The 23,277-nt window shown below is 70.8% G+C and carries 19 protein-coding genes; 9 read left to right on the top strand and 10 right to left on the bottom strand.

Features of this window, described 5'->3' with window-relative positions; all coding sequences use genetic code 11:
- The first annotated feature begins 278 nt into the window (after positions 1-278).
- Complete coding sequence (gndA, locus tag AC069T_RS18795) at positions 279-1,718, top strand: NADP-dependent phosphogluconate dehydrogenase (RefSeq protein ID WP_478783799.1); 1,440 nt, start codon at positions 279-281, stop codon at positions 1,716-1,718.
- A 784-nt stretch (positions 1,719-2,502) separates the two neighbouring features.
- Here gndA and AC069T_RS18790 read toward each other — a convergent pair.
- The 4 genes from AC069T_RS18790 to AC069T_RS18775 all read right to left on the bottom strand — a co-directional run bounded on the left by AC069T_RS18790 (position 2,503) and on the right by AC069T_RS18775 (position 4,395).
- A complete protein-coding gene (locus AC069T_RS18790) occupies positions 2,503-3,150 on the bottom strand; it encodes an arylsulfatase (protein WP_478783798.1) in 648 nt (215 codons plus the stop codon).
- Positions 3,150-3,494, bottom strand: a complete 345-nt coding sequence (locus tag AC069T_RS18785) for a GNAT family N-acetyltransferase (RefSeq protein WP_478783797.1) — start codon at positions 3,492-3,494, stop codon at positions 3,150-3,152. The genes AC069T_RS18790 and AC069T_RS18785 overlap by 1 nt, the downstream gene beginning before the upstream one ends.
- A 49-nt stretch (positions 3,495-3,543) precedes the next feature.
- Positions 3,544-3,963 carry an aspartate 1-decarboxylase gene (gene panD / locus AC069T_RS18780; RefSeq protein ID WP_121407330.1) on the bottom strand — a complete coding sequence of 140 codons (420 nt, stop codon included), beginning with the start codon at positions 3,961-3,963 and terminating at the stop codon, positions 3,544-3,546.
- 84 nt (positions 3,964-4,047) lie between these two features.
- Positions 4,048-4,395: a phospholipase D-like domain-containing protein gene (locus AC069T_RS18775; RefSeq protein ID WP_478783796.1), complete on the bottom strand. Its 348-nt coding sequence runs from the start codon at positions 4,393-4,395 to the stop codon at positions 4,048-4,050.
- Between AC069T_RS18775 and AC069T_RS18770 the strand changes: the two genes are divergently transcribed.
- Together AC069T_RS18770 and AC069T_RS18765 are read left to right on the top strand one after the other, a co-directional pair.
- Complete coding sequence (locus AC069T_RS18770) at positions 4,339-5,472, top strand: hypothetical protein (RefSeq protein ID WP_478783865.1); 1,134 nt, start codon at positions 4,339-4,341, stop codon at positions 5,470-5,472. The two genes, AC069T_RS18775 and AC069T_RS18770, sit on opposite strands and share 57 nt — an antisense overlap.
- A gap of 584 nt (positions 5,473-6,056) precedes the next feature.
- Entirely contained in the window at positions 6,057-9,347 is a 3,291-nt protein-coding gene (locus tag AC069T_RS18765; protein ID WP_478783795.1) for a type ISP restriction/modification enzyme, read from the top strand.
- On the opposite strand, the gene AC069T_RS18760 is transcribed toward AC069T_RS18765, so the two are convergent.
- Positions 9,342-9,761 (bottom strand): hypothetical protein, encoded by a 420-nt coding sequence (locus tag AC069T_RS18760; protein WP_478783794.1) that lies wholly within the window; start codon positions 9,759-9,761, stop codon positions 9,342-9,344. The two genes, AC069T_RS18765 and AC069T_RS18760, sit on opposite strands and share 6 nt — an antisense overlap.
- A 79-nt stretch (positions 9,762-9,840) precedes the next feature.
- On the opposite strand from AC069T_RS18760, the gene AC069T_RS18755 reads away from it, so the two are divergent.
- Complete coding sequence (locus AC069T_RS18755; protein WP_478783793.1) at positions 9,841-10,530, top strand: 8-oxoguanine DNA glycosylase OGG fold protein; 690 nt, start codon at positions 9,841-9,843, stop codon at positions 10,528-10,530.
- A gap of 173 nt (positions 10,531-10,703) precedes the next feature.
- Here the strand turns inward: AC069T_RS18755 and AC069T_RS18750 are convergent, their stop codons facing one another.
- The 5 genes from AC069T_RS18750 to AC069T_RS18730 form a co-directional block, all read right to left on the bottom strand.
- Positions 10,704-11,150 (bottom strand): hypothetical protein, encoded by a 447-nt coding sequence (locus tag AC069T_RS18750; protein ID WP_478783792.1) that lies wholly within the window; start codon positions 11,148-11,150, stop codon positions 10,704-10,706.
- 46 nt (positions 11,151-11,196) lie between these two features.
- Positions 11,197-11,739: a protease inhibitor I42 family protein gene (locus AC069T_RS18745; RefSeq protein ID WP_478783791.1), complete on the bottom strand. Its 543-nt coding sequence runs from the start codon at positions 11,737-11,739 to the stop codon at positions 11,197-11,199.
- Entirely contained in the window at positions 11,711-13,294 is a 1,584-nt protein-coding gene (locus tag AC069T_RS18740) for a peptidoglycan-binding protein (protein WP_478783790.1), read from the bottom strand. The genes AC069T_RS18745 and AC069T_RS18740 overlap by 29 nt, the downstream gene beginning before the upstream one ends.
- A gap of 11 nt (positions 13,295-13,305) precedes the next feature.
- Positions 13,306-13,677 (bottom strand): hypothetical protein, encoded by a 372-nt coding sequence (locus AC069T_RS18735; protein WP_478783789.1) that lies wholly within the window; start codon positions 13,675-13,677, stop codon positions 13,306-13,308.
- Positions 13,678-14,133: 456 nt separating this feature from the next.
- Complete coding sequence (locus AC069T_RS18730; protein ID WP_478783859.1) at positions 14,134-16,062, bottom strand: ABC transporter ATP-binding protein; 1,929 nt, start codon at positions 16,060-16,062, stop codon at positions 14,134-14,136.
- Positions 16,063-16,212: 150 nt separating this feature from the next.
- Here AC069T_RS18730 and AC069T_RS18725 point away from each other — a divergent pair, with 150 nt between their 5' ends.
- The 5 genes from AC069T_RS18725 to AC069T_RS18705 all read left to right on the top strand — a co-directional run bounded on the left by AC069T_RS18725 (position 16,213) and on the right by AC069T_RS18705 (position 23,266).
- Positions 16,213-17,178 carry a lysylphosphatidylglycerol synthase transmembrane domain-containing protein gene (locus tag AC069T_RS18725; protein ID WP_478783788.1) on the top strand — a complete coding sequence of 322 codons (966 nt, stop codon included), beginning with the start codon at positions 16,213-16,215 and terminating at the stop codon, positions 17,176-17,178.
- 489 nt (positions 17,179-17,667) lie between these two features.
- Positions 17,668-18,786 (top strand): mechanosensitive ion channel family protein, encoded by a 1,119-nt coding sequence (locus AC069T_RS18720; RefSeq protein ID WP_478783787.1) that lies wholly within the window; start codon positions 17,668-17,670, stop codon positions 18,784-18,786.
- A 132-nt stretch (positions 18,787-18,918) separates the two neighbouring features.
- Complete coding sequence (locus AC069T_RS18715; protein WP_478783786.1) at positions 18,919-21,138, top strand: NADP-dependent isocitrate dehydrogenase; 2,220 nt, start codon at positions 18,919-18,921, stop codon at positions 21,136-21,138.
- 204 nt (positions 21,139-21,342) lie between these two features.
- The gene (locus AC069T_RS18710) at positions 21,343-22,287 is read left to right on the top strand and encodes a TauD/TfdA dioxygenase family protein (RefSeq protein ID WP_478783785.1); all 945 of its coding nucleotides are present in this window, start codon (positions 21,343-21,345) and stop codon (positions 22,285-22,287) included.
- 130 nt (positions 22,288-22,417) lie between these two features.
- Positions 22,418-23,266: an MIP/aquaporin family protein gene (locus AC069T_RS18705; RefSeq protein WP_478783784.1), complete on the top strand. Its 849-nt coding sequence runs from the start codon at positions 22,418-22,420 to the stop codon at positions 23,264-23,266.
- The last annotated feature ends 11 nt before the right edge of the window (positions 23,267-23,277 follow it).

Below are 23,277 nucleotides of genomic sequence, written 5' to 3'. Positions count from 1 at the left end.
ATGAAGCCCCCCTCGACACCTGTCAGGAGCGGCAAAAGTAAGTGCCGCGAACAGACCGTGACAAGGCGGCAATCGGCCGTGCTGTTGCCGTTTCACGAGGTGCTGAGGTCAGCGGCGGGCCACCTGGCCGGAATCCGACGGTGCGGGACGGTGCCGGCCGATGAGGCGCCGACGGGTTCTTCTGCGTACACACCCTCGGCGAGTCAGGATGGCCGGAGCGCAATACTGACGAGCACGACCGGCATCAGCGACAACAGGACCTCTCAGGAGTCACACCTATGAGCACTTCAGCGCAGATCGGCGTCACGGGTCTCGCGGTCATGGGCCGCAACCTCGCCCGCAACTTCGCGCGCAACGGCTACGCGGTCGCCGTGCACAACCGGACCGCCGCGAAGACGCATGCCCTGGTGGCGGAGTTCGGGCACGAGGGAGACTTCGTGGCGGCCGAGACCGCGAAGGACTTCGTGGCGGCCCTGGAACGTCCGCGACGCCTGGTGATCATGGTCAAGGCCGGCGAACCCACGGACGCGGTGATCCAGGAGTTCGCCCCGCTCCTGGAACCCGGGGACATGATCATCGACGGTGGCAACGCCCACTTCGCGGACACCCGCCGCCGGGAGCGCGAGCTGCGCGAGCAGGGCATCCACTTCGTCGGTACGGGCATCTCCGGCGGCGAGGAGGGGGCGCTGCACGGGCCGAGCATCATGCCCGGCGGCTCCCCGGAGTCGTACGAGTCGCTGGGCCCGATGCTGGAGAAGATCTCCGCGAAGGCCACCGACGGCTCGCCGTGCGTGACGCACGTCGGTCCCGACGGCGCCGGGCACTTCGTCAAGATGGTGCACAACGGCATCGAGTACGCCGACATGCAGCTCATCGGCGAGGCCTACCAGCTGCTGCGCGACGTGGCCGGGTACTCCCCCGCACAGATCGCCGACATCTTCCGCACCTGGAACACCGGACGCCTCGACTCGTACCTGATCGAGATCACCGCCGAGGTCCTCTCCCACGTGGACGAGGCGACGGGCGAGCCGTTCGTGGACATCGTCCAGGACCGGGCGGAGCAGAAGGGCACGGGCCGCTGGACCGTCCAGATCGCCCTGGACCTCGGGGTCCCGGTGTCCGGCATCGCGGAGGCGGTCTTCGCCCGCTCGCTGTCCGGACACGCCGACCTGCGGGCCGCCTCCCGCGGTCTCGCCGGCCCGACGGCCACCCGGCTCGGGGACGCCGAGGCCGCGGCCTTCGCGGACCGCGTGGAGCAGGCGCTGTACGCCTCGAAGATCGTGTCGTACACCCAGGGCTTCCACGAGATCAGCGCGGGCAGCGAGGAGTACGGCTGGGACATCGACCTCGGCGCGGTCGCCTCCATCTGGCGCGGCGGCTGCATCATCCGCGCCGCCTTCCTGGACCGCATCCGCGCGGCCTACGACGCCCGGGCGGACCTGCCGAGCCTGCTGTCCGACGAGACGTTCGCGCAGGAGATCGCCGCGGCGCAGGACAACTGGCGCGAGGTCCTCGTCGCGGCGACCCTCCAGGGTGTGCCGACGCCCGGTTTCGCGGCGGCCCTCGCCTATTACGACGCGCTGCGCGCCGAACGGCTGCCCGCCGCGCTCACGCAGGGCCAGCGGGACTTCTTCGGTGCGCACACCTACCGGCGCACGGACCGGAAGGGTTCGTTCCACACGCTGTGGGGCGGGGACCGGTCGGAGGTCGAGGCGTAGCCGTACGCGCGGGTACGGGGTTGCCGTACGCGCGGGTGCGGCGTTGCCGTCGTCCGGTCGCGCCGGCGAGCGGTCGCCCGGGGCGCGCCGGTCACCGCTCGTCGTGCGGGGCGCGCCGGTCGACCGCTCGTCGTGCGGGTCGTGCGGGTCGAGCGGTCGCCCACAGCGTGCGGGTCGAGCGGACGCCGACGTCGCGCCGGTCGAGGGGCCGCGCGGGTTCCTCGCCCGGGGTCGCCCGGGACGCCCTCTAGGAGAGCGGACCGGGTCTTCCGCGTCATGTGGGGCGAGCGCTCGTCCCGGGTCGCGAGCCCGGGGCATCCGGGGTCACCCGGTCGTCCGGGTCACCCGGGCGCGCCCGGACCGTCCCGGTCGTCCGTCAGGAAAGCGGTCCCGGCTGCGGCTCCGGCTCGGGGACCGGGTCGGGCCCCGGCGGCTTCGGAACGGGCGACGGCGACGGCTCCGGAGAGGGCTGCGGACCGGGGCCGGGACCCGGCGGCGGGGTCGGGTTCGGCGGAGCCGGGTCGGGGAACGGCTGCGGGTCGGGGACCGGCCCCGGCGTGGGGCTCGGCGGCACGGGTGTAGGGAACGGCTCGGTCATGTGTCCTCCAGCCAGTCGGTTCATCGGCCCTGGACTTTTCCCCCGCGTACCCGGCCCCGGCGCCCGCAGTCACCCCGTCGCCGCACGGAAGACGACCAGGTGGGTCCAACCGGGGCAACCGGGCCAGCCGGGTCGACCGGGTTAGCCGGGTCGTCCGGGCGCGTTCGCTCCGGGAGCGGAGGCCCGTCACCCGCGGCGCACCGCGTCCGCTCCCGCGGCCAGTCCCGGACGGGGGCTCGACAGCACCGGCACCGCGGTCGTCGTCAGGTGCTGCGCGGGCGCCATGGAGGCCTGGGCGAGGACGATCGAGTCGGCGTCGGTGACCGAGTCGGCGGCCTGGGCGACGGCGCGGGCGTACCCGTCCGTGTCGCCCGCCTCGAAACGGGCGAAGGCGCCGTCGACGAGGAGGGTGCGGACGTCGGCCGGGCGTCCGGCGCGCCGGGCCTCCTGCTCGACGAGGGCGACCGTCGGCGCCAGGGTGCTCTCCACAGTGGCGAGGACGACGACGCGGGGGCCCGTCGCCACCGCGGCGGCGGCCATCGGCCGGTCCACACGCAGGACGGGCACCGCGGCCCCCGAGGCCTCGGCGGCCTCGCCGATGGTCGAACACGTGCAGAGCACGGCACCCGCCCCCTCGGCGACCGCCCGCCCGACCGCTGCCCGTACGTCGTCGGCGACCGCGTCCGGGCCCTCGGCACGGGCCCGGGCGAGCAGGTCCTCGGCCACGAGATGCCGCAACTCCAGACCCGGGTGGGACTCGTCGCGCAGCGCGTCGAAGACGGGGATGTGCGCGGGCGAGGTGTGCAGCAGGGCGAGCGGGCGGGGCTGCGGCATCAGAACCGCTCCGGGTGCGCCGTCAGCCAGTCCTTCGCGGCCTGCACCAGCTCGGGCGAGACGGCCGGGGCCTCCTCGGGATGGCGGGCGGCCCATTTGACGACGTACGGGCACAGCGGCGCGACCGGGATGCCCTCGCGTCCCGAGAGGGCGTACAGCTCGCGCGCGAGGGAGCCAGCGATGCCCCGGCCCTCGTGCTCGGGTTCCACGATCGTGTGCACGGGGACGAGGGCGCGCCCGGGGGCGTCGAGAACGAAGTACTCGACGCGGCCGACCACTTCGTCCCCGGCGAAGGCCTCCAGGCGGCCGGAGTCCCGGTCGTCGCGGATCTCGAAGTCGCTCATGGGACACACCTCTCGGGATGGGGTGCGGACCCGGACGACGGAGTGCGGTTCAGGCCGGGACGGCCTGCGGACTGCGCTCCTGGTCCGAGCCCGGCACCGGCTCGGACGGATCGGCACCCAGGGCGACGATGCGGTTGTCGCGGTCCACGTGCACGACCCGGGGCTCGAGTGTCCGCGCTTCGGCGTCGGTCACCTGAGCGTAGCTGATGATGATCACCAGATCGCCGGGGTGCACGAGGTGGGCGGCGGCCCCGTTGATACCGACGACGCCCGAGCCCCGCTCCCCCTCGATGACGTACGTCTCGAGGCGGGCACCGTTCGTGATGTCGACGATGTGCACGAGCTCGCCGGGCAGCAGATCGGCGGCGTCGAGCAGATCGGCGTCGATGGTCACCGATCCCACGTAGTGCAGGTCGGCCTGGGTGACGGTGGCGCGGTGGATCTTGGACTTGAACATGGTGCGGAACATGAAGAGCTCCCGTTTCGTCAGCTCCCTGCCCGCTTCTGCGGGTCAAGGGCGGTCTCCGGAGACTACAACGGTTCGCTTGTCCGGTCAGCTGTCGGCGGGTGTTCGAGCCCTCACACCGACTCGTTGCTGACTGTTCTGGCGAACCAGGGTGTTGCGGACCCGCTCTGCAACCCAAAAGGAAGGCTGGCCGGGGCGCGCGAGCCGCTGCAGTTCGACGATGTGCTCTGCCGTGCGACGCGGCGCTTCACCGCCGGTCACAAGCACACGCGCCTCGACGTTGCGCCGAGCAGCGGACTCGGTCAGGTTGGCGCTGCCGAGCAGAAGAGTGCGACGGTCGGCGACCGCCAGTTTGGCGTGCTGGCGTAAGCGACTGCCGTGGAGATGGTCACGGCACTCTGGGAGGTGCCGGCCGCGGAGGATCCCGCTTGGCACCTGCCCTCGGACCGCCGCCGTTCGAGGAAGCGGCTGGCCGGTGCCGTCGTCCTGGCGTCCGGCGTCATCGGCGGCCTGGCCGGAGGAGTGGCGGCGCTGACGCCCGGTGACACCGGGGGCAGCCGTCACACACCCTCGTCCGCGGCTTCGGCGTCAGCGCTGGTTTCGACCGAAAACGGTCAGCCTTCGGCCGACACCGCGTACAAGGACAAGGACGCGGAACCGCAGGCCGCGACCGGCGATGCGGCGAGTGTGGTGAGCTGGAAGCAGGCGCAAACGGCACGGGGCGCGGGCGAGCACGACGTGGCACGGGCGGTCCTGCACGACGAGGGTGTCGAGGCTCAGGATCTCGGTGACGGCGCCGACTTCACGCCGGTGACCGTGCGGTTCCACGAGTCGCGCCGGGAGGTGTACCTCTCGTACCGGCTGACCTCCGACGAACAGGGGGCCATGTACGCGGAGGCGGAGATCGCCCGGTCGATGTGTCTGACGCTGCGCGATGTCGTTCTCCGCCTGCACCCGGACCTGCCCTACCGCACGTACGTCATGGTTAAGGAGGAGCAGGGTCAGGAGTCCCAGGTGACGTGGCAGGACAACTTCGTCACCAACTCTCAATGCCGGTCGGCCGCAGACGACGGCACCGGGCAGGACACGGACGTTTCGCAGGACTGGCAGCCCGACGAGGACGGTTTGAGGCAAGCGATGATCCCCAGCACCGACAGCGCGGAGATCCGAGTCGCGGACGGCGCTGCCAGGAAGATCATCACGGGGACCAACGGGATGCGCCGGACGCTCGGCACCGATCGTGTGCTCGGCAACGCGCAGATCAAGGTGGGCTTCGACCCCGAGAACTCGGTGATGTACGTCTGGTCGGACTATGTGCAGTGGAACGAGCAGCAGGTCGAGTCCTGGGCGGGTCTGGCCGCCGGCGAGGCGTGCCGGGCTCTCGTGAGCGAGCAGGAGAGCGCGGGGAGCGCCTGGCCGTACTCCCGCTACGCCGTGGCGGAGATCGGCGGGTCCGGCTACCTGATGCTCCGATCGGGCACAGCCTTCACGTCGGCCGACTGTCCGGCCTGAGCGGAGGAGCCGGACCGTGGCCGAGGTTGACCCTCGACCTTGTCGAGGGCTCAGAGTTCAGGGTGTGGAGCATAAGATGCGCAGCATCGGGGAGTCGGCCCGGGACGGCGAACTGAGCGTGAGCGCGCTACGGTTCCATACCGGTCGGAGCGGCCCTCGTCCGCGACCGCTGCTCTCAGCCGCGCGGCGGGGCAGAGGGCACTTCGTACCGTACGAGTGACCTCGCAAAGGGCTCGCCGCTGCGTCGGGCGTACTTCGCGATTGAGATTGCCCGCGACAAGGACGGCTCGGTGGTCGTGTTCCCCGCGCTGCCCGCACAGGCATAGGCGTGCTCGCACTCGCTTGGTGAGCGGTGCGGGGTTGCCAGAAACTTCGAAACGCGGTGGCGGCTCTCCTCGCATCGTTCAGCACCGTGGCCGGCGGCGGGACGGCTGCATGTCTGCTACGTCCCGTAAGCCTGCGAGACGTACCGTCACCTCACCTGAACTCCCGACGCCCTCTGCCATTTTGGCCCAAGTGGTTGCATACTCCACCAGAGGGACCGGTCCTGTATCCCATCAGGACCGAGGGGGTGGGGACGAACCATGACTCACGCACGTCTTGAGTGGCTCCAAGAAGCAGTTTCCGAATTCGGCGCCGGATGCAAGCGGAACCTGATGGGCCCCGGTGACCGCGAAGCAGCCATCCGCAGCCCTCTGGAACAGCTGTTCCGGACCATCGCTGTGCACCACGCCCGTCCCGAGGTCAGCTGGTATCCGGAGACCCGCATACCGCACCTGGGAGTACGACCCGACTACGCGGTGCGCGTCAACACGGACGTGACGGGTTATATCGAGGTGAAGCGACCCGCGAAGAGCATCGACCCCGACTCCTTCACCGGTCACGACAAGAGGCAGTGGGAACGCCTGCGCGACCTCCCCAACCTGCTCTACACCAACGGCACCCACTGGCGGGTGTTCCAGTACGGCGTGCAGATCGGTGAGGAGGTCGTGCTGTCGGGGGCCTTGAAGAGCGCCGGGGAGAAACTGACTGCCGTCGACCTCGCCGCCTTCGACGCGCTGGCCCAGGCTGTGCTCTGCTGGGAACCGCCGGAGATCCGTCGTGTCTCGGTACTCGTCCAGCACCTCGCTCCGCTGTGCCGCCTGCTGCGCGAGGCCGTACGAGAACAACTACGGGCCGAAGCCGGGCTGAACGCGGACGACTCCGCCGCCGACCGCCCTTTCACCGGTCTCCGAAGCGACTGGCGCCGGTACCTCTTCCCCACCGCCGACGATGCGACCTTCGCCGACGGCTACGCCCAGACGGTCACCTTCGCGTTGCTTCTCGCCCGCACCGAGGACATCCCGGTCACCGGCACAAGCTTCCACGAGATCGGCCGCCGCCTCCACGCGGGCCACGCTCTGATGGGCAAAGCCCTCCAACTGCTCACTGACAACGTCAACGAGCGGTTCGAAGTGACCTTGAACCTCCTCGCCCGCACCGTCGCGGCCGTCGACTGGCAGACCATCCGACACGGCAACCGGGACGCCTACCTCCACCTCTACGAATCATTCCTCTCCGTCTACGACGACAGCCTCCGCCAGCGCAGCGGCTCGTACTACACCCCTCACCAGGTCGTCGAGGAGATGGTCCGGCTCGCCGAAGAGGTGCTGCGCACCCGCCTGGGCAAGGCACGCGGCTACGGCGACGAGAGCGTCCACATCGTCGACCCCGCGATGGGCACCGGCACCTACCTGCACACTGTCATCGAGCGGGTGGCGCGGCAAGCGGCCCAGCGGCACGGCGAGGCCATGGCGCCCGACGCGATCGGCCGGCTCGCCGAGCGGCTGTACGGCTTCGAGCTCCAGATGGGCCCGTTCGCAGTCGCCGAACTCCGGGCGGCCGACCTGTTGAAGAAGCACGGCGCCCCAATCCCACCGGGCGGGCTCAACCTCCACGTCACGGACACGCTCGACGACCCCTACGTCCAGGAGGAGCAACTCGCCTCGACGTACGCTGCCCTCTCCGTGTCACGCGCCCGAGCCAACCACGTCAAGGCCAACGTCCCCGTCACCGTGGTCATCTCCAATCCGCCGTACGACGACAAGGCGGAGGGCCGCGGCGGTTGGATCGAGAAACGGGTGAAGGGCCAGGGCCGTCCTCCCCTGGACGACTTCCGGTATCCGGGCAACGGCCGTTACGAGCACGCGCTCAAGAACCTGTACGTCTACTTCTGGCGCTGGGCCACCTGGAAGGTCTTCGACGCCCATGCGGACGACCGGCACGGCGTCGTCTGCTTCATCACCCCGTCGGCGTTCGCCACCGGTCCCGCCGGGCGGGGCATGCGCGACTATCTGCGCAGGACGTGCGACGAGGGGTGGATCATCAACCTGTCGCCGGAGGGGCAGCGGTCCGACGTGGCCACCCGCGTGTTCCCCCATGTCGCCCAGCCGTTGTCGATCTGCGTCTTCGTACGGCGGGCGGATCATGACCCCGGCCGCCCTGCGCGCGTCCACTACCGGGCTCTGCAGGGCAGGCGGGCGGACAAATTCGCTCAGCTCCGGGGGGTGAGTCTGGATGACGGGGGCTGGCGGGACGCACATGCGCGGGGGGTGCGGCCGTTCACTCCCGCTTCCTCGTCGGGCTGGGACGAATACCCGGCGCTGGAGGCACTCTTCCCATGGGGCAGCCCCGGCAGCAAGGCAAACCGCTCATGGGTCACTTCGCCCTCGGCATCAGTTCTCGTTCGTCGCTGGGCGCGTGTCAGCGCGGAGGCGGACCCCGAGGTCAAAGCCGTCCTGTTCAAAGAGACACGAGACCGTCGGCTCAGCACACGGCCAGCGGCCCTGCCAGGTTTCCCCCACCGCGACCGAAGCATGGAGCAAGAGACAGACACACAACCGCAGTTGGCGCGAATGGCAATGCGCAGTTTCGACCGTCAGTGGCTCATCGCCGACAACCGGGTACTCGACTTCCCACGGCCCGACCTGTGGGAGTCTTTACAGCCTGGGCAGGTGTTCCTCAATCAGCAGAGCAGCCATGAGATAAGCAATGGTCCCGCACTGGTGGCGACCGCGCTGTTACCGGACACCCATCACTTCAACGGCCGAGGCGGCCGAGTGCACCCCGTGCTCCATCCCGACGGCAGCGCGAACGTCCCTACCGGACTGCTCCGGTACCTGGCCGGTGCCCTCGGCTCGGACGACGTGACCGTGCACGACCTCGCCGCCTACGCCGTGGCCGTCACCGGACACAGTGCCTTCACGGAGCACTTCGCCGAGGAACTGCTCACCCCTGGTGTCCGCTTACCCCTCACGCGCGACTCGGTGCTGTGGAGTGAAGCGGTCCGGGTCGGCCGCGAATTCCTGTGGGCGGCGACCTACGGCGATGTCGGCAGCCCTCCAGCCGGCCAGGAGAGCGTCGCCTTTCCGGCGGGAGACCCACGGCAGGTGCGGTACGAGACGGGGATCGGCACCACCGTGCCCGACACGCTCGCCTACGACACGGAGACCGGCACCCTGAGCGTGGGACCGGGTGCCTTCACCGGTGTCCCGCCCGGGGTCTGGAATTACGAAGTCGGCGGGATGAACGTCGTCAAGAAGTGGTTCGGCTACCGGAAGGCCTCCCCCACCAGCCGGAAGACCAGCCCGCTCGACGACCTCCACGTCACGTCCTGGCCGAGCAAGTGGACCGAGGAGCTGATCGACCTGTTGTCCGTCCTGCGGCGGTTGGTCGACCTCGCACCCGCGCAGCAGTCGCTCACCATGAAGATCGTGGGATCGCCGGTCATCAGCGTCACCGACCTCACATCGGCGGGCGTGCTCCCGCCGCAGCCCGGGGCGACTCGCGCCCGTCGCCGTGTGGTCCTGGACTTCGGCCAGCCGGACAGGTCATGAGCCGTCGGCGCCTGTCTCACCCGTGCGGACGTAGGATTTCGCCTGCTCCAGGGTCCATGTCCCCTCCGCCAGGCGTCTCAGGGCGAGTCCGGCGGAGCGGGGCGCCGCACCGGTGGACACGGTATCGGCGAAGGACGCGACGGCACTCAGGCGAGCCGCCAGCACGTCGCACTCCGCCGCGCGCAGAGCCGCCGCTCCGAGCGGAGTGAGCGCGAGGCCGCCCGTGTCACCACCTCGCTGCTCCACCAGTCCGGCCCACAACAGGGTGGGCAGGGCATCCCGGATCTCGTCCGTGTCGAGGTTACGAGCCAGGTAGGACTCCGGTTCCCCTTCGGGAGCCGGGAGGTCGCACAGATCCAGTTCCTGCAACAGGTGTTGTTGGAGCGGCGAAAGCTGACCGCTGGGAACGAGCATGCCCCCAGTATGGCCCGCGCCGCTGGTCCCACCGTCCCGATATCGAGGTGTTGATGATGCGATGCGCGACACTTGGACCATGAGCGCGGACACAGCGGCTGTGATGCCGGATGGCACTGCCATCCCCGGCCGCGACGAGGTGCTCGGCCAGAAGATCCCGTTCGACCGGGCGCGTTGGCTGCCTCTCCTGCCCGGCCCCGACTGGTGGCCCGCGGACCTCGACGACTGCCCAACGGTGGCCGGCCGAACGAGGGTCGACCGCAGTACGGTCTTCGGCATCGCCCGACGCTCGGAGACCGTCGAAGGCCGACGGCACCTTCTGACCGCAGCCCTCGTCTGGGGCACCGGAACCAAAGCCCAGTCCGTCGCGCGGCGCGCACGCATCTTCGCGGAGTCCTCGCCCCGGGACATCGACGCTCGTCTGAAGGCCGCGTTGTGCATCCTTCGGGAGGAGGGAGCCGTCGCGGCGTACCGCGCCTTCAACAACTGCCACCGGATCAGGTTTCTGGGCCCGGCGTTCTTCACAAAGGTGTTGTACTTCGCCGGTCACGAGCAGTGCGCGGGGGTGTTGCGTCCGCTGATTCTGGACCGTTTCGTCGCCCTGGCGCTGCGGACATCCGACCCCGGCGAGAAGTGGCGTGGAGGGGGCTGGACCACGCCGCGCTACAGCCGGTATCTGGCTCTCGCCCACGACCACGCACAACAAGCGGGAGTCCTGCCGGACCAGATAGAGGCCACATGGTTCGCCCAGGGCAGGCGACAGGCCTGACCCGGGCGACGGCGTCGAGCCCCGCCGTGGCGGCTCTGCCCGGGAGGTGGCCGGAGCCTGAACTGCCAGGTCCTGCACACCTGTTGGTCGGCATTCGACGCAGGGGCCAGCTCACGACACGCCGCCGCTCGGTGGCCCCACACCCACCGCCCTACTCGGATCGGCTGCTCAGATCACGTACTCCGGCCCCGCGCCCGGGTCAGCCGCTTCAGTTCGATGATGGTCGCGACGGCGCGCAGCCAGGTGGCGGCCGTGTCGTCGGCGGCGATCCCGCCCACGAGTTCGGTGCCGGCCCGCAGCCACTCCCGGACGAGGACGGCCGCCTCCCGGCGGGGCAGGGGCTCGGGCAGTTCCGCGGCGCGGGCGAGTCCGCCGGCGCGCACGGTGTCGGCGAGGAAGGCCACCGAGCGCGGCTCGGTGCCGAGGCGGTCGAGGACGACGGCCGCGGCCGCGGCGCCGTCGCCGAACAGGGCGGTGCGCCGGGTGCCGGGCGGGGCGGTGAGCCCGTAACGCAGCAGGACGGCGACGTCGAGCCGGACCAGCTCGTCGTCCGTGCGGTCCCGCGGGTACGGGGCGTCGTCGTCCGTGCGGTCCGGCGGGTACGGGGCGTCGTCGTTCATGGCTGGGCCTCGGGTGTCTCGTCTCATCGGGCTGGTCCGCCGCGGCTCAGGTGACGGTGACGGTGTACGTGATGCGTTCGGGGGCCTGGGAGGGGGTTGGCGACCCCGTGGTCGGGGTGGCGGAGGGTCCGGTCGTCTCGGGTGGCACGGTGGAGGTGTTGCCCTGGCAGGTGCTGGACGTGCAGTGCAGCAGCGTGAACCGGGTGGTCCCCTCCCTCTTGGCCTCGAAGGTGAACGTGAGCCGGCCGCCGGCACCGGGCATCGGCTCGTCGCCGGAGTCCGACGCGTAGTCCCGGCCGCGGCTGACCAGCACCGAGCTGTCGGGCTCGGGGCCGACCAGGTACCAGTACTCGCGGGTGGAGGCGTTCTGGTGGACGGTGAGCGTGAAGCGCTCGCCCGGCTCGGCGGTGATGCTGGTGTCCTTCACCGAGCGGCCGGCAGGTCGGCTCGCGGTGTCCGCGGAGCCGCCGGCCGGCTCGTCGGTGCCCGAGCCGCAGCCCGTGGCGAGAGCGAGGAGCGCGGCCGCCGCGGCCGCGGCACCGCTACCGCTACCGCTACCGCTACCGCGGAAGATAGACGCTGTACGCATTGGGGAGTTCACTCTTGGATGCCTTGCCCATGTGGCCGTTGATGAAGTCGTCCTCGCTGACCCAGGTGGTCAAGCCCCAGGGGTTGTACACCTGGAGCTTGTCACCCTCCTGGGCGATGATGGTCATCGCGTGGGCGCCCTCCTTGCCCGAGACGTCGACCGGCACCGGTCGCCCCTGCGCCACCGCCTTCTCGACCTCGGTGAGGACCGCCCTGCGGTCGGCGGCGCTGTTCAGGTCCTGGCGCTGGTAGTCACTGCCGGTGGCACTGCCGACTGTGGTGTCGTTGATTCGTTCCTGTCCCTCGGATCCCATACCGCCCCAGTTCTCGCCACCGTCGCCCTCGGTGTGCAGCCGGTGCTGTTCGGCGACCAGGCGCTGCTTGAAGGCGTTGGGGTCGTCCTGCTGCCCGTCGGGGCCGCCGGTGAGGTCGAGCGCGTAGAGCGGGTCGACCATGGCGCGGGACGTGACGGTGGACGAGGCCACGCAGGTGCCCTCGGAGCCGTTGCCGCCCTGGACCCACAGCTGGCCGTCGAACGTGACGTAGTCCTTGTTGTTGTTCGAGCCGTCCGGTGCCAGGCCCTCGTCGTTCATGCCGTCCGCGGCGGTGACCACCGGGGTGAGGTGCCTGCGCAGCCAGTCGGGGTCCTTGCCGTGGATCTTGTCCTGGAACTTCCCGATCTCGGCGACACTGTGGCCGGCGGCCAGCGATTTCATGAGGTAGGCCCGCTCCTGCGGGCTGTCCGACTTCGCCAGCATCCGCTGCATGGCCGTCTCGTCGTCGAGGCTCAGCAGGTCCATACGCGTCGACGCGCGCGCCAGGTCGTCGGCCGTGAGGATCTCGTTCAGCTCGGTGTCGGCGCCCGCGACGCCGGTGTCCGCGAGCATCAGCTTGTCGACCGCGGTGAGTTCGCTGGTCTCCAGCTTCCCGGCCCGTGCCTCCGCGGCCCACTTGTTCAGGTCCCGGGCCGCGACGCGGGTGGCCTCCTCCGCCTCGGAGACGGCAGCGTGCATCAGGTCGACCGCGTAGGAGCCGAAGTGGGCGGCGTTCTTGCGGTCCCACTCCTCCTCGTCGTTCTCGTGCAGGTCGTCGAAGAAGCCGTCCTTGCCGCCGAGCGTCTTCTTCTGCTCCAGCAGCTGCCCGCGGCCCTGCTCGTCCTTGCGCTGCGCGGCGCCGATCGCGTCGGCCAGCGTCAGCAGCACCGTCGCGCACCCCCGGAACGCCTCGCTCATCTGGGTCACGGACCGCCCGGCGGCGTTGACCACCTCGGAGGCGAGGACGCTCGTGTCGCCGACCCACACCTCCGGAAGACCCTTGCGGCCCACCCGGTCGACCTGGTCGAAGACGCTGCCGACGTGGTCGACCTGGTCGCGGTAGAGCCTTGCCAGACCTTCCAGTACGCCCTGGTCGCCGCCCGGTACGGGCACCGAGAGGGCTTCGTCGATCAGGTCGAGGAGCTCGTTCTTGCTCCCGGCACCGAGCATGTTCTTGGACAGCCCGGCGAGCAGAGCGAGGCGGAAGGAAGGGGAGTCGAGGGGAGAGGAGAAGAACGACACCGGCCCGTTCCTCAGTAGCTCGACAGGGCGGAGGTGCGCCCGGCCCGCGTCGATGTGCCGGTGAGACTGCTCGCGCCGCCGACGGTGACGCTGTCCGCGTCCGTCTTCACCAGGCCGTCGGTGCCGTGGTAGGTCTTCTTGGCCAACTGCACCTTGCCACCGAGCTCGTGCAACGCCGACGCCAGGGTCTTGGCCTCCGCCTCCCAGGCCTTGACGAACGCGTTCAGCGCCGACGCGGCATCCTCGCCGCCGACATCGCCGTACGAGTACGTCGTGCGGGACTTGACGGCCGAGGTGACGCCGTCCATGTCCGTGCCGGCGTCGTCGAGTTGCTGGGCCTGCCCGGTCATGCCTGCCCTGACCTGGTAGCCGTCCGAGCCCACCGTGCCTCCCCCGTACGCATTTGATCTTGATCGCGGGCAGGCTAACACGCGCTGTATGTACGAAGATCACACACCATTCGGCGCACACACCTCCGTCACGGCATCCGCCCCACGGCACGCCTGGGCGCTCGTCCGGCCTCGCCCCGGCCCGGACGATCGGCTGCAACTCGCCGTAGGCGTGCAGCGCGTGCGAGCCGACGCCGCCCCCGGGCCTAACGTAAGGACGGGTCAAGCCGCCCGACCGATGTCATCAATCAGCCCGTAGCCGAGAGGGTTTACGCCCTCCGGCCCGCGCGACGGTGTTCACCGTCCAGCTGCCGGTCGCCCGGGCGGGAACCGTGAGCCCCTGAGCCCGACGCTCGGGGACTCACGGCCGCGGACCACGAGCCCCTGAGCCCCCGCGCCCGCCGGGGCTCCCGCCACCCACGAGCCCCTGGACGCCCGCCCCCGCGGGACTCACGCCACCACGGTCCGGGGTGTCTCCCCGGGGGCCGTGTCCTCCCGGTCCGTCCCGCCGTCGCGGGCGGTGCCCGCCTTGGCGAACTGCGTCCGGTACAGCTCCGCGTACCGGCCGTCCGCCGCCAGCAGTTCGTCGTGCGTCCCGCGCTCCACGATCCGTCCGGCCTCGACGACGAGGATGGCGTCGGCGGCGCGCACGGTCGACAGGCGGTGGGCGATCACCACGGCCGTCCGTCCCTCCAGCGCCTCGGCGAGCGCCTCCTGGACGGCCGCCTCCGAGGTGTTGTCCAGGTGGGCGGTGGCCTCGTCGAGGATGACGACGCGCTGCCGGGCGAGCAGCAGCCGGGCGATGGTCATGCGCTGGCGCTCGCCGCCGGAGAGCCGGTAGCCGCGCTCGCCGACCACCGTGTCGAGACCGTCGGGCAGGGACCGGACGAGATCTTCCAGCCGGGCGCGGCGAAGGACGCCCCACAGTTCGTCCTCGGTCGCGGTGGGACGGGCGAGCAGCAGGTTGGCCCGCACCGAGTCGTGGAAGAGGTGCCCGTCCTGGGTGACCATGCCGAGGGTCGCGCGCATCGACTCGGCAGTCAGGTCGCGTACGTCGACGCCGCCGATGCGGATGACGCCCTCGTCGGTGTCGTACAGCCGCGGCAGCAGCTGGGCGATGGTGGACTTGCCGGCGCCGGAGGACCCGACGAGCGCGACGGTCCGGCCGGGTTCGGCACGGAAGGAGACACCGTGCAGGACCTCGGCACCACCGCGCGTGTCGAGGGCGGCGACCTCCTCCAGCGAGGCGAGGGAGACCTTGTCGGCGGAGGGGTAGGCGAAGCGGACGTCCTCGAACTCCACGGACACCGGGCCCTCCGGGACCTCGCGGGCGTCCGGCTTCTCCTCGATGAGGGGTTTCAGGTCGAGGACCTCGAAGACGCGCTCGAAGCTGACGAGGGCGCTCATGACCTCCACACGGGCCCCGGCGAGCGAGGTGAGCGGGGCGTAGAGGCGGGTGAGGAGCAGGGCGAGCGAGACGACGGCGCCCGGTTCCAGGCTGCCGCGCAGGGCGAACCAGCCGCCGAGCCCGTACACGAGGGCGAGGGCGAGGGCGGACACCAGGGTCAGGGCGGTGATGAACGCGGACTGGGCCATCGCCGTGCGGACCCCGATGTCCCGTACGCGGCGGGCCCGGGCCGCGAACTCGGCGGACTCGTCGCCGGGCCGCCCGAACAGCTTGACGAGGGTGGCGCCGGGTGCCGAGAAGCGCTCGGTCATCCGGGTGCCCATCGAGGCGTTGAGGTCCGCCGCCTCGCGCTGGAGCCTGGCCATCCGGCTGCCCATGCGGCGGGCCGGGACCACGAACACCGGGAGCAGCACCAGCGCGAGCAGGGTGATCTGCCAGGACAGGGTGAGCATCACGGCGAGGGTGAGCAGCAGGGTGACGACGTTGCTGACGACTCCGGACAGGGTGTTGCTGAAGGCCCGCTGGGCACCGATCACGTCGTTGTTGAGCCGGCTGACGAGCGCGCCCGTACGGGTACGTGTGAAGAACGCGACCGGCATGCGCTGCACATGATCGAACACCGCCGTCCGCAGATCGAGGATCAGCCCCTCCCCCAGCGTCGACGACAGCCAGCGTCCGACGATCCCGAGCGCCGCCTCGGCGAAGGCGATGACCGCGATGAGCACGGCGAGCCGGGTCACCGTGCTCTCGTCGCCGCCGGACACGATGGCGTCCACGACGCGTCCCGCGAGGACCGGCGTGGCGACGGCGAGCAGGGCGGTGACCACGCTGAGCGCCACGAACCAGGCGATGCGGCGGCGGTGCGGGCGGGCGAAGGCGGCGATGCGGCGCAGGGTGACGCGGGCGAAGGGGCGGCGCTCCTGCTGCGCGTTCATGACGCTGTGCAGTTGCATCCAGGCTGTGGTCTCCATACTCATGAGAGAGACGTTAAGACCTCAAGCAACGTTGAGGTCAACGGTTCACCGGTCTCTCCCGGTTCTTCCGTGCCTTGCCCCGCGTGTCAGCCGCCGTCCTCGCGTCCGCAACCCCACGTTGGCGCGGTGTGGAAAACCTCTCCGGATGTGACAGCCGTCGTACGCCCTCCCGAGACCCTCTCCCGACGCGTTCCGGTCCGGCAGCTGCTGTGCCTGCTCCCGCTCGCCCTGGTGCTGTGGGGGGCGGTGCGCCACCGTGCCGTGATCCAGGAGGGCTTCGGGCACCTGCGGGGCGCCGAGCTGCCGTGGCTGGCGGTGGCCGCCGCGGCGACCTGTCTGACCTGGGTGGCCGCGGCCTTCACCCGGCAGGGCGCGGTCGTCGAGCGGCTGCCCGCAGGCCGGCTGCTCGCCACGCAGTTCGCGGCGGGCGCGGCCAACCACCTGCTCCCGACGGGCCTCGGGGCGAGCGCGGTCAACCTCCGCTTCATGACGGTGTGCGGTGTCCCGCCGGCCCGCGCTTCGGCCGCGCTGGCGCTGTATCTGCTCGCGGAGTCCGTCACCCGGGTGGGCCTGCTGCTCGTGCTGATGATCGCCTTTCCGGACGCGCTGCGCCCGGGGACCCTCGTGCCGCCGGGTGCGGCCGGCCCCCTGCTGCTCGCCGTGGCGGCGGTCCTCTGCGCCACGGTCACGGTCCTGTTCCTCGTCCGCCGGCTGCGCGCGGCCGTCGGCTCGTTCCTGCGGACCGCGCTCGGTGAGGCGCGTTCCGTGCACGTCCGCCCGGCCCGTGCGTGCGCCCTGTGGGGCGGATCGCTGGCGTTCCCGGCGCTCCAGGCCGCCGGACTGGCGGCGGTGGGGCGGGCGTTGGACGTGCCGGTGCCGCCCGCCCATCTGGCCGTGGCGTATCTGGCGGCCACGGTCGCCGTCGCGCTCGTGCCGGTGCCGGGCGGTATCGGTTCGGTCGAGGCGGCACTGATCGTCACGCTGGTGGCCGCGGGCAGCCCGGCGGCCCTGGCGACCGCCGCGGTCCTCGGCTACCGGATCATCACCGTCTGGCTGCCGCTGCTGCCCGGGGCGCTGACACTGGGCGCCCTGCTGCGGCTGAGGGTCGTCTGAGCCCGGCGGACACGGCGCGGCGCTGCGCCGACGACGTGCGCGGACGCACGGAGCCGAGCCGAGGCGAGGCAGCGGATGCCGGTACGGACCGAACACTGGGGCACGTCACCACGGTCGTCCTCAATTCGTTCACCGAGCGGTGACGGCGACTCCCGCACAACGAGGCGGAGTTGTGATGCTCAACTCGCGGCCCCGGCTGCCGGGCCCCTCGGCGACGTCCGGCACAGGACCCGCGGTACGGCGCGTCGGAGCAGGTCAGCGACCCAGCCTCCCGCTCGCCCCGGCCGTCGCGTGCGGTGGGGAGTCAAAGGCTTTGTCCCACAGGCCCGGTGACGGGCGGGCAGCCGGATGCGGCAGGATGAGCGGTCGTCCCGGACGGCACGCTTCCGTCCGGCGCGATCGTGCATTCCCGGATTCGAGCAGGTGGCAAGTGACGACACTTCACATCGGGCCGACGAGCCCTTCCCTCGGCCGTACGGGAGGCGACCGGTGAACCGCGCCCTGACCCTGGACGATCTCGTCGTCGCCGGCATCGCCCTGGCGGCGGGCCTCGCGACGGCCTTCCTGCTGCGCATGCTGCTGCGCTGGCTGGGCAAGCACGCGCTGCGCACCCGCTGGAGCGGGGACGACGTCGTCGTCGACGCGCTGCGGACCCTCGTGCCGTGGGCGGCGGTGTCCGCGGGCATCGCGACGGCGGCCACGGCGCTGCCGCTGACCGCCTCGGTCGGACGGAACGTGAACCGGGTCCTGACCGTGGTCCTCATCCTGGTCGCCACCGTCACCGCGGCCCGGGTCATCACCGGCCTGGTGGGCAGTCTCGCCCAGTCCCGGTCGGGCGTCGCGGGCTCCGCCACCATCTTCGTCAACATCACGCGCGTGGTGGTGCTGGCGATGGGCTTCCTGATCATGCTGCAGACCCTGGGCATCTCCATAGCCCCGCTGCTCACGGCCCTCGGCGTGGGCGGTCTCGCGGTCGCGCTGGCCCTCCAGGACACCCTCGCCAACCTCTTCGCCGGCGTCCACATCCTCGCCTCGAAGACGATCCAGCCCGGCGACTACATCCGCCTCAGCAGCGGCGAGGAGGGCTACGTCGTCGACATCAACTGGCGCAACACGACCGTCCGCCAGCTGTCCAACAACCTGGTGATCATCCCGAACGCCCAGCTCGCGGGCACCAACATGACCAACTTCACCCGCCCCGAGCAGGAGATGACCCTGCTCGTGCAGGTCGGTGTGGGCTACGACAGCGACCTGGAGCACGTCGAACGCGTCACCACCGAGGTGATCACCGAGGTGATGACGGAGATCACCGGGGCCGTCCCCGAGCACGAGCCCGCCGTCCGCTTCCACACCTTCGGCGACTCGCGCATCGGCTTCACCGTGATCCTCGGCGTGGGCGAGTTCAGCGACCAGTACCGGATCAAGCACGAGTTCATCAAGCGGCTGCACCGGTGCTACCGGGACGAGGGCATCAGGATTCCGGCGCCGACCCGGACGGTGGCGCTCCAGCAGGGCGCGTCATCGCTGCCCGACGCCGTCGGCCCCGACACCGTCCTCCCCGAGTCCGGCATCCCGCACCAGCGGGAGGCACGGACGCGGCTGCCGTAGCTCCGGGAGCCACCGCGGGCGGTGCCTCGCCGGGGACGGGCGTACGGATGGCGGGCAGGGCCCTGTCGAGTGGGGGCCGGTCACGAGATATCTTGATGTCGAGCAATGTTGCAGACGTGGAGCGGAGCACCGGTGACTGACTCGACCATCATCTATACGCACACCGACGAGGCCCCGGCCCTGGCGACCCATTCGTTCTTGCCGGTGGTCCAGGCATACGCGTCGCAGGCCGGTGTCACTGTGGAAACCCGTGACATCTCGCTTGCCGGGCGCATCATCGCCCTCTTCCCGGAGTACCTGGAGGAGGGCCAGCGCATCCCCGACGCCCTGGCGGAGCTCGGTGAGCTGGCCAAGACGCCCGAGGCCAACATCATCAAGCTGCCGAACATCTCGGCCTCGATCCCGCAGCTGAAGGCGGCCGTCGCCGAGCTCCAGGAGCAGGGCTACGCGCTGCCGGCCTACCCGGACGACCCGAAGAGCGACGAGGAGCGGGAGATCCGCGCCCGTTACGACAAGGTCAAGGGCTCCGCCGTGAACCCGGTGCTGCGCGAGGGCAACTCCGACCGCCGCGCCCCGTCCTCGGTGAAGAACTACGCCAAGGCCCACCCGCACCGCATGGGCGCCTGGACCGCCGAGTCGAAGACGAACGTCGCCACCATGGGCGTCGACGACTTCCGCTCCACCGAGAAGTCCACGGTCATCTCCGAGCCGGGTTCCCTGCGCATCGAGCTCACGGCCGACGACGGCTCCACCACCGTGCTGCGCGAGTCCGTACCCGTCCTGGCCGGCGAGGTCGTGGACGCGTCCGTGATGCACGTCGCGCCGCTGCGCGAGTTCCTCACCGCGCAGATCGCCCGCGCCAAGGCCGAGGGCGTGCTGTTCTCGGTGCACCTGAAGGCCACGATGATGAAGGTCTCCGACCCGATCATCTTCGGTCACGTGGTCCGCGCCTTCTTCCCGAAGACGTTCGCGAAGTACGGCGAGACCCTCGCCGCCGCCGGTCTCTCCCCGAACGACGGTCTCGGCGGCCTCTACAAGGGCCTCGAGGCGCTGCCCGAGGGCGCCGAGATCAAGGCGTCCTTCGACGCCGAGCTCGCCGAGGGCCCGGAGCTGGCGATGGTCGACTCCGACAAGGGCATCACCAACCTGCACGTCCCCTCGGACGTCATCGTCGACGCCTCCATGCCGGCGATGATCCGCACCTCCGGCCACATGTGGGGGCCGGACGGCCAGGAGGCCGACACCCTCGCGGTCCTGCCGGACAGCAGCTACTCCGGCGTGTACCAGGTCGTCATCGACGACTGCCGCGCCAACGGCGCCTTCGACCCGTCGACGATGGGCTCCGTCCCGAACGTCGGTCTGATGGCGCAGAAGGCCGAGGAGTACGGCAGCCACGACAAGACCTTCGAGATCCCCGCCACCGGCACGGTCCGCCTCGTCGACCAGGCCGGGAACATCGTCCTGGAGCAGACCGTCTCGGCCGGCGACATCTTCCGCGCCTGCCAGACCAAGGACGCCCCGATCAAGGACTGGGTCAAGCTCGCCGTCACCCGCGCCCGCGCGACCGGCGACCCGGCCGTGTTCTGGCTGGACGAGACCCGCGCGCACGACGCCCGGCTGATCGAGAAGGTCAGGCGGTACCTGCCCGAGCACGACACCGAGGGCCTGGACATCAAGATCCTGTCCCCGGTCGAGGCGACCGCGTTCTCCCTGGAGCGCATCCGCCGCGGCGAGAACACGATCTCTGTCACGGGCAACGTCCTGCGCGACTACCTGACCGACCTGTTCCCGATCCTGGAGCTGGGCACCAGCGCCAAGATGCTCTCGATCGTGCCGCTCATGAACGGCGGCGGCCTCTTCGAGACGGGCGCGGGCGGTTCCGCCCCGAAGCACGTGCAGCAGCTGGTCAAGGAGAACTACCTGCGCTGGGACAGCCTCGGCGAGTTCCTCGCGCTGGCGTCCAGCTTCGAGCACCTCGCGACGACCACGGGCAACGCGCGCGCCCAGGTCCTCGCCGACACGCTCGACCGCGCGACGGCCTCCTTCCTGGAGAACGACAAGTCGCCGACCCGTCGCGTCGGCGGCATCGACAACCGCGGCAGCCACTTCTACCTGTCCCTGTACTGGGCCCAGGAGCTGGCCGCGCAGACCGAGGACGCCGACCTCGCCAAGGCGTTCGGCGCGCTCGCCGAGACGCTCTTTGCCAAGGAGCAGACGATCGTCGACGAGCTGATCGCCGCGCAGGGCAAGCCGGCCGAGATCGGCGGCTACTACCAGCCCGACGTCACCAGGGCCACGGCCGTCATGCGCCCGTCGAAGACGTGGAACGAGGCGCTGGCGATCCTCGCCTGACGCACCACCGCGGACCCGCCGTCCGCACACAGCCGCCCCGGCCGGAATCCCTCCGGCCGGGGCGGCTGCCGTTTCCGCCGCCGTGGTGGGGCGCGTCGGGCCCCGTACGGGTTCGCAGGGCCGGGGGCGGGTAGCGATCAACGGGGCCGCGACCCGGGTTTCGGCGGTCGACGGCCCACCGGACTCGACGGAACGGAGTGAGACGTGACAGCGGACGCCGGTATCGATGTGCGGCCGGCCTCGGGCCACACCGGCGCGGAGATCGGCGGTGTCGACCTGGCAGGGCCCCTGGACGACGCGGTCGTCGCGGCGATCAGGGCGGCGGTGCTGCGCTGGAAGGTGGTGTTCTTCCGGGACCAGCACCTCGATCACGCCGCCCATGTGGCGCTCGCCCGCCGCTTCGGGGAACCGGTCGTCCTGCGGTCCCGCGGCACGGCGTCCCCGGCGGACTTCCCGCAGGTGGAGACGACGGCGGACCGGCTGGAGCTGGCCGGGCGGTACGGCATGGACCGCGACGAGTGGCTGGAGCGGCGCCGCCACACGCTGCTGCGGGGCTGGCACTGCGACCACGGCGCCCGGATCGATCCGCCGGCGGCCACCATCCTGCGCGTGGAGACCGTCCCCCCGTACGGCGGGGACACCACCTGGTCGAACCTGGCGGCTGCCTACGCGGGCCTGTCCGAGCCGGTGAAGCGCTTCGCCGAGGGACTGCGCGCGGAGCACCGGCTCGGCGTCGGATACCAGCCGCGTCCCGGCCACGACGCCTACGTCCGGCACCTCCAGGACCATCAGGTCGCCTCGGTGCACCCCCTGGTGCGGGTGCACCCGGAGACGGGCGAGCGCCTGCTGTTCGTCAACGGGTACTACGTGGAGCGGATCCTGGGCGTGTCCCGCGCGGAGAACGTGCGGCTGCTGGAGATGTTCGTCGAGCAGGCGACCCGCCCCGAGTACACGGTCCGCTTCCGGTGGGAGCCGGGCAGCGTCGCGTTCTGGGACAACCGGGCCACCGTCCATCTCGCCCCCGGCGACACCGGCCACCTCGACCACCCCCGCGTCATGCACCGCGTCATGCTCGCGGGCGACATCCCGAAGGGCGTGGACGGCAGGCCCTCCGAAGCCCTGACCGGCTCCCCGCTGCACCCGTCCTGAGCACACACCCCCTTGCCACAAAAGTGAACATTCCGCCCCTTGTGCGATTGTCGCTTGATCGTCCTATTCTGATGCGGGGAGGGCTCGGACAGTCGACGGCCGGCTCCGTGCCGGTGGGAAGTGGGCTTCCATGGCTGAGCGATTCAAGCGGCTGGGGCTGGTCGGCGAGATGTCGGCCGAGTTCCTCGGCACCATGATTCTCATCCTCTTCGGTTGCGGCGTGGTGGCCCAGGTGGTCGCCGGCGGCGCACTCACGACGCCTGCGGGCGGTCTCGGCAACCACGACAGCATCGCCTGGGCCTGGGGCCTCGGCGTGACCCTCGGCGTCTACGTCGCGGCACGGCTGAGCGGTGCTCACCTCAACCCCGCGGTGACCGTCGCGCTGGCCGCGTTCAAGGGGTTCCCGTGGAGCAAGGTGGCACCGTACGCGCTGGCCCAGACGGCCGGCGCCTTCGTGGCCGCCCTGCTGGTGCGCTGGAACTACTCCGAGGCGCTGGCCAAGGCCGACCCCGGCCACACCATCAAGACACAGGGCGTGTTCTCGACCCTTCCGGCGAACGGCAACCCCAATCTGCCGGTCCACGAGTGGGGCGCGTTCCGCGACCAGATCATCGGCACCGCGATCCTGCTGCTGCTGATCCTGGCCATCACGGACCTGCTCGGCACGCCGCCCGGCGCCAACCTGGCACCGTTCATCATCGGTCTCGTCGTGGTCGCCATCGGCATGGCCTGGGGTACCAACGCGGGCTACGCGATCAACCCGGCGCGTGACTTCGGGCCCCGGCTGGCCAGCTTCCTCACGGGATACGGCGGAGCCTGGCGAGATCAGTACGGGAACTTCTACTTCTGGGTGCCGATCATCGGCCCGCTGATCGGCGGAGTGCTCGGCGCTGCCCTGTACAAGCTCCTGATCGGCCGGTTCCTGCCGACGGCGGAGCCGGAGCCCCCCGGACGCGTCCCCTCACCCGACGAGTCCTGACGCCCGCGAAG

The organism is Streptomyces sp. NPDC043867 (assembly GCF_056435845.1).
The sequence above is the reverse complement of the archived record's forward strand: the minus strand, read 5'-3'. Positions and strand labels throughout refer to the sequence as shown.

What these genes read in the sequence shown, in the direction of transcription:
- AC069T_RS18750 (WP_478783792.1), bottom strand. Translation starts at nt 11,150, where the DNA reads ATGAACGACGACGCCCCGTACCCGCCGGACCGCACGGACGACGACGCC.
- AC069T_RS18745 (WP_478783791.1), bottom strand. Translation starts at nt 11,739, where the DNA reads ATGCGTACAGCGTCTATCTTCCGCGGTAGCGGTAGCGGTAGCGGTAGC.
- AC069T_RS18785 (WP_478783797.1), bottom strand. Translation starts at nt 3,494, where the DNA reads ATGAGCGACTTCGAGATCCGCGACGACCGGGACTCCGGCCGCCTGGAG.
- panD (WP_121407330.1), bottom strand. Translation starts at nt 3,963, where the DNA reads ATGTTCCGCACCATGTTCAAGTCCAAGATCCACCGCGCCACCGTCACC.
- AC069T_RS18755 (WP_478783793.1), top strand. Translation starts at nt 9,841, where the DNA reads ATGAGCGCGGACACAGCGGCTGTGATGCCGGATGGCACTGCCATCCCC.
- AC069T_RS18730 (WP_478783859.1), bottom strand. Translation starts at nt 16,062, where the DNA reads ATGGAGACCACAGCCTGGATGCAACTGCACAGCGTCATGAACGCGCAG.
- AC069T_RS18760 (WP_478783794.1), bottom strand. Translation starts at nt 9,761, where the DNA reads ATGCTCGTTCCCAGCGGTCAGCTTTCGCCGCTCCAACAACACCTGTTG.
- AC069T_RS18790 (WP_478783798.1), bottom strand. Translation starts at nt 3,150, where the DNA reads ATGCCGCAGCCCCGCCCGCTCGCCCTGCTGCACACCTCGCCCGCGCAC.
- gndA (WP_478783799.1), top strand. Translation starts at nt 279, where the DNA reads ATGAGCACTTCAGCGCAGATCGGCGTCACGGGTCTCGCGGTCATGGGC.
- AC069T_RS18765 (WP_478783795.1), top strand. Translation starts at nt 6,057, where the DNA reads ATGACTCACGCACGTCTTGAGTGGCTCCAAGAAGCAGTTTCCGAATTC.
- AC069T_RS18705 (WP_478783784.1), top strand. Translation starts at nt 22,418, where the DNA reads ATGGCTGAGCGATTCAAGCGGCTGGGGCTGGTCGGCGAGATGTCGGCC.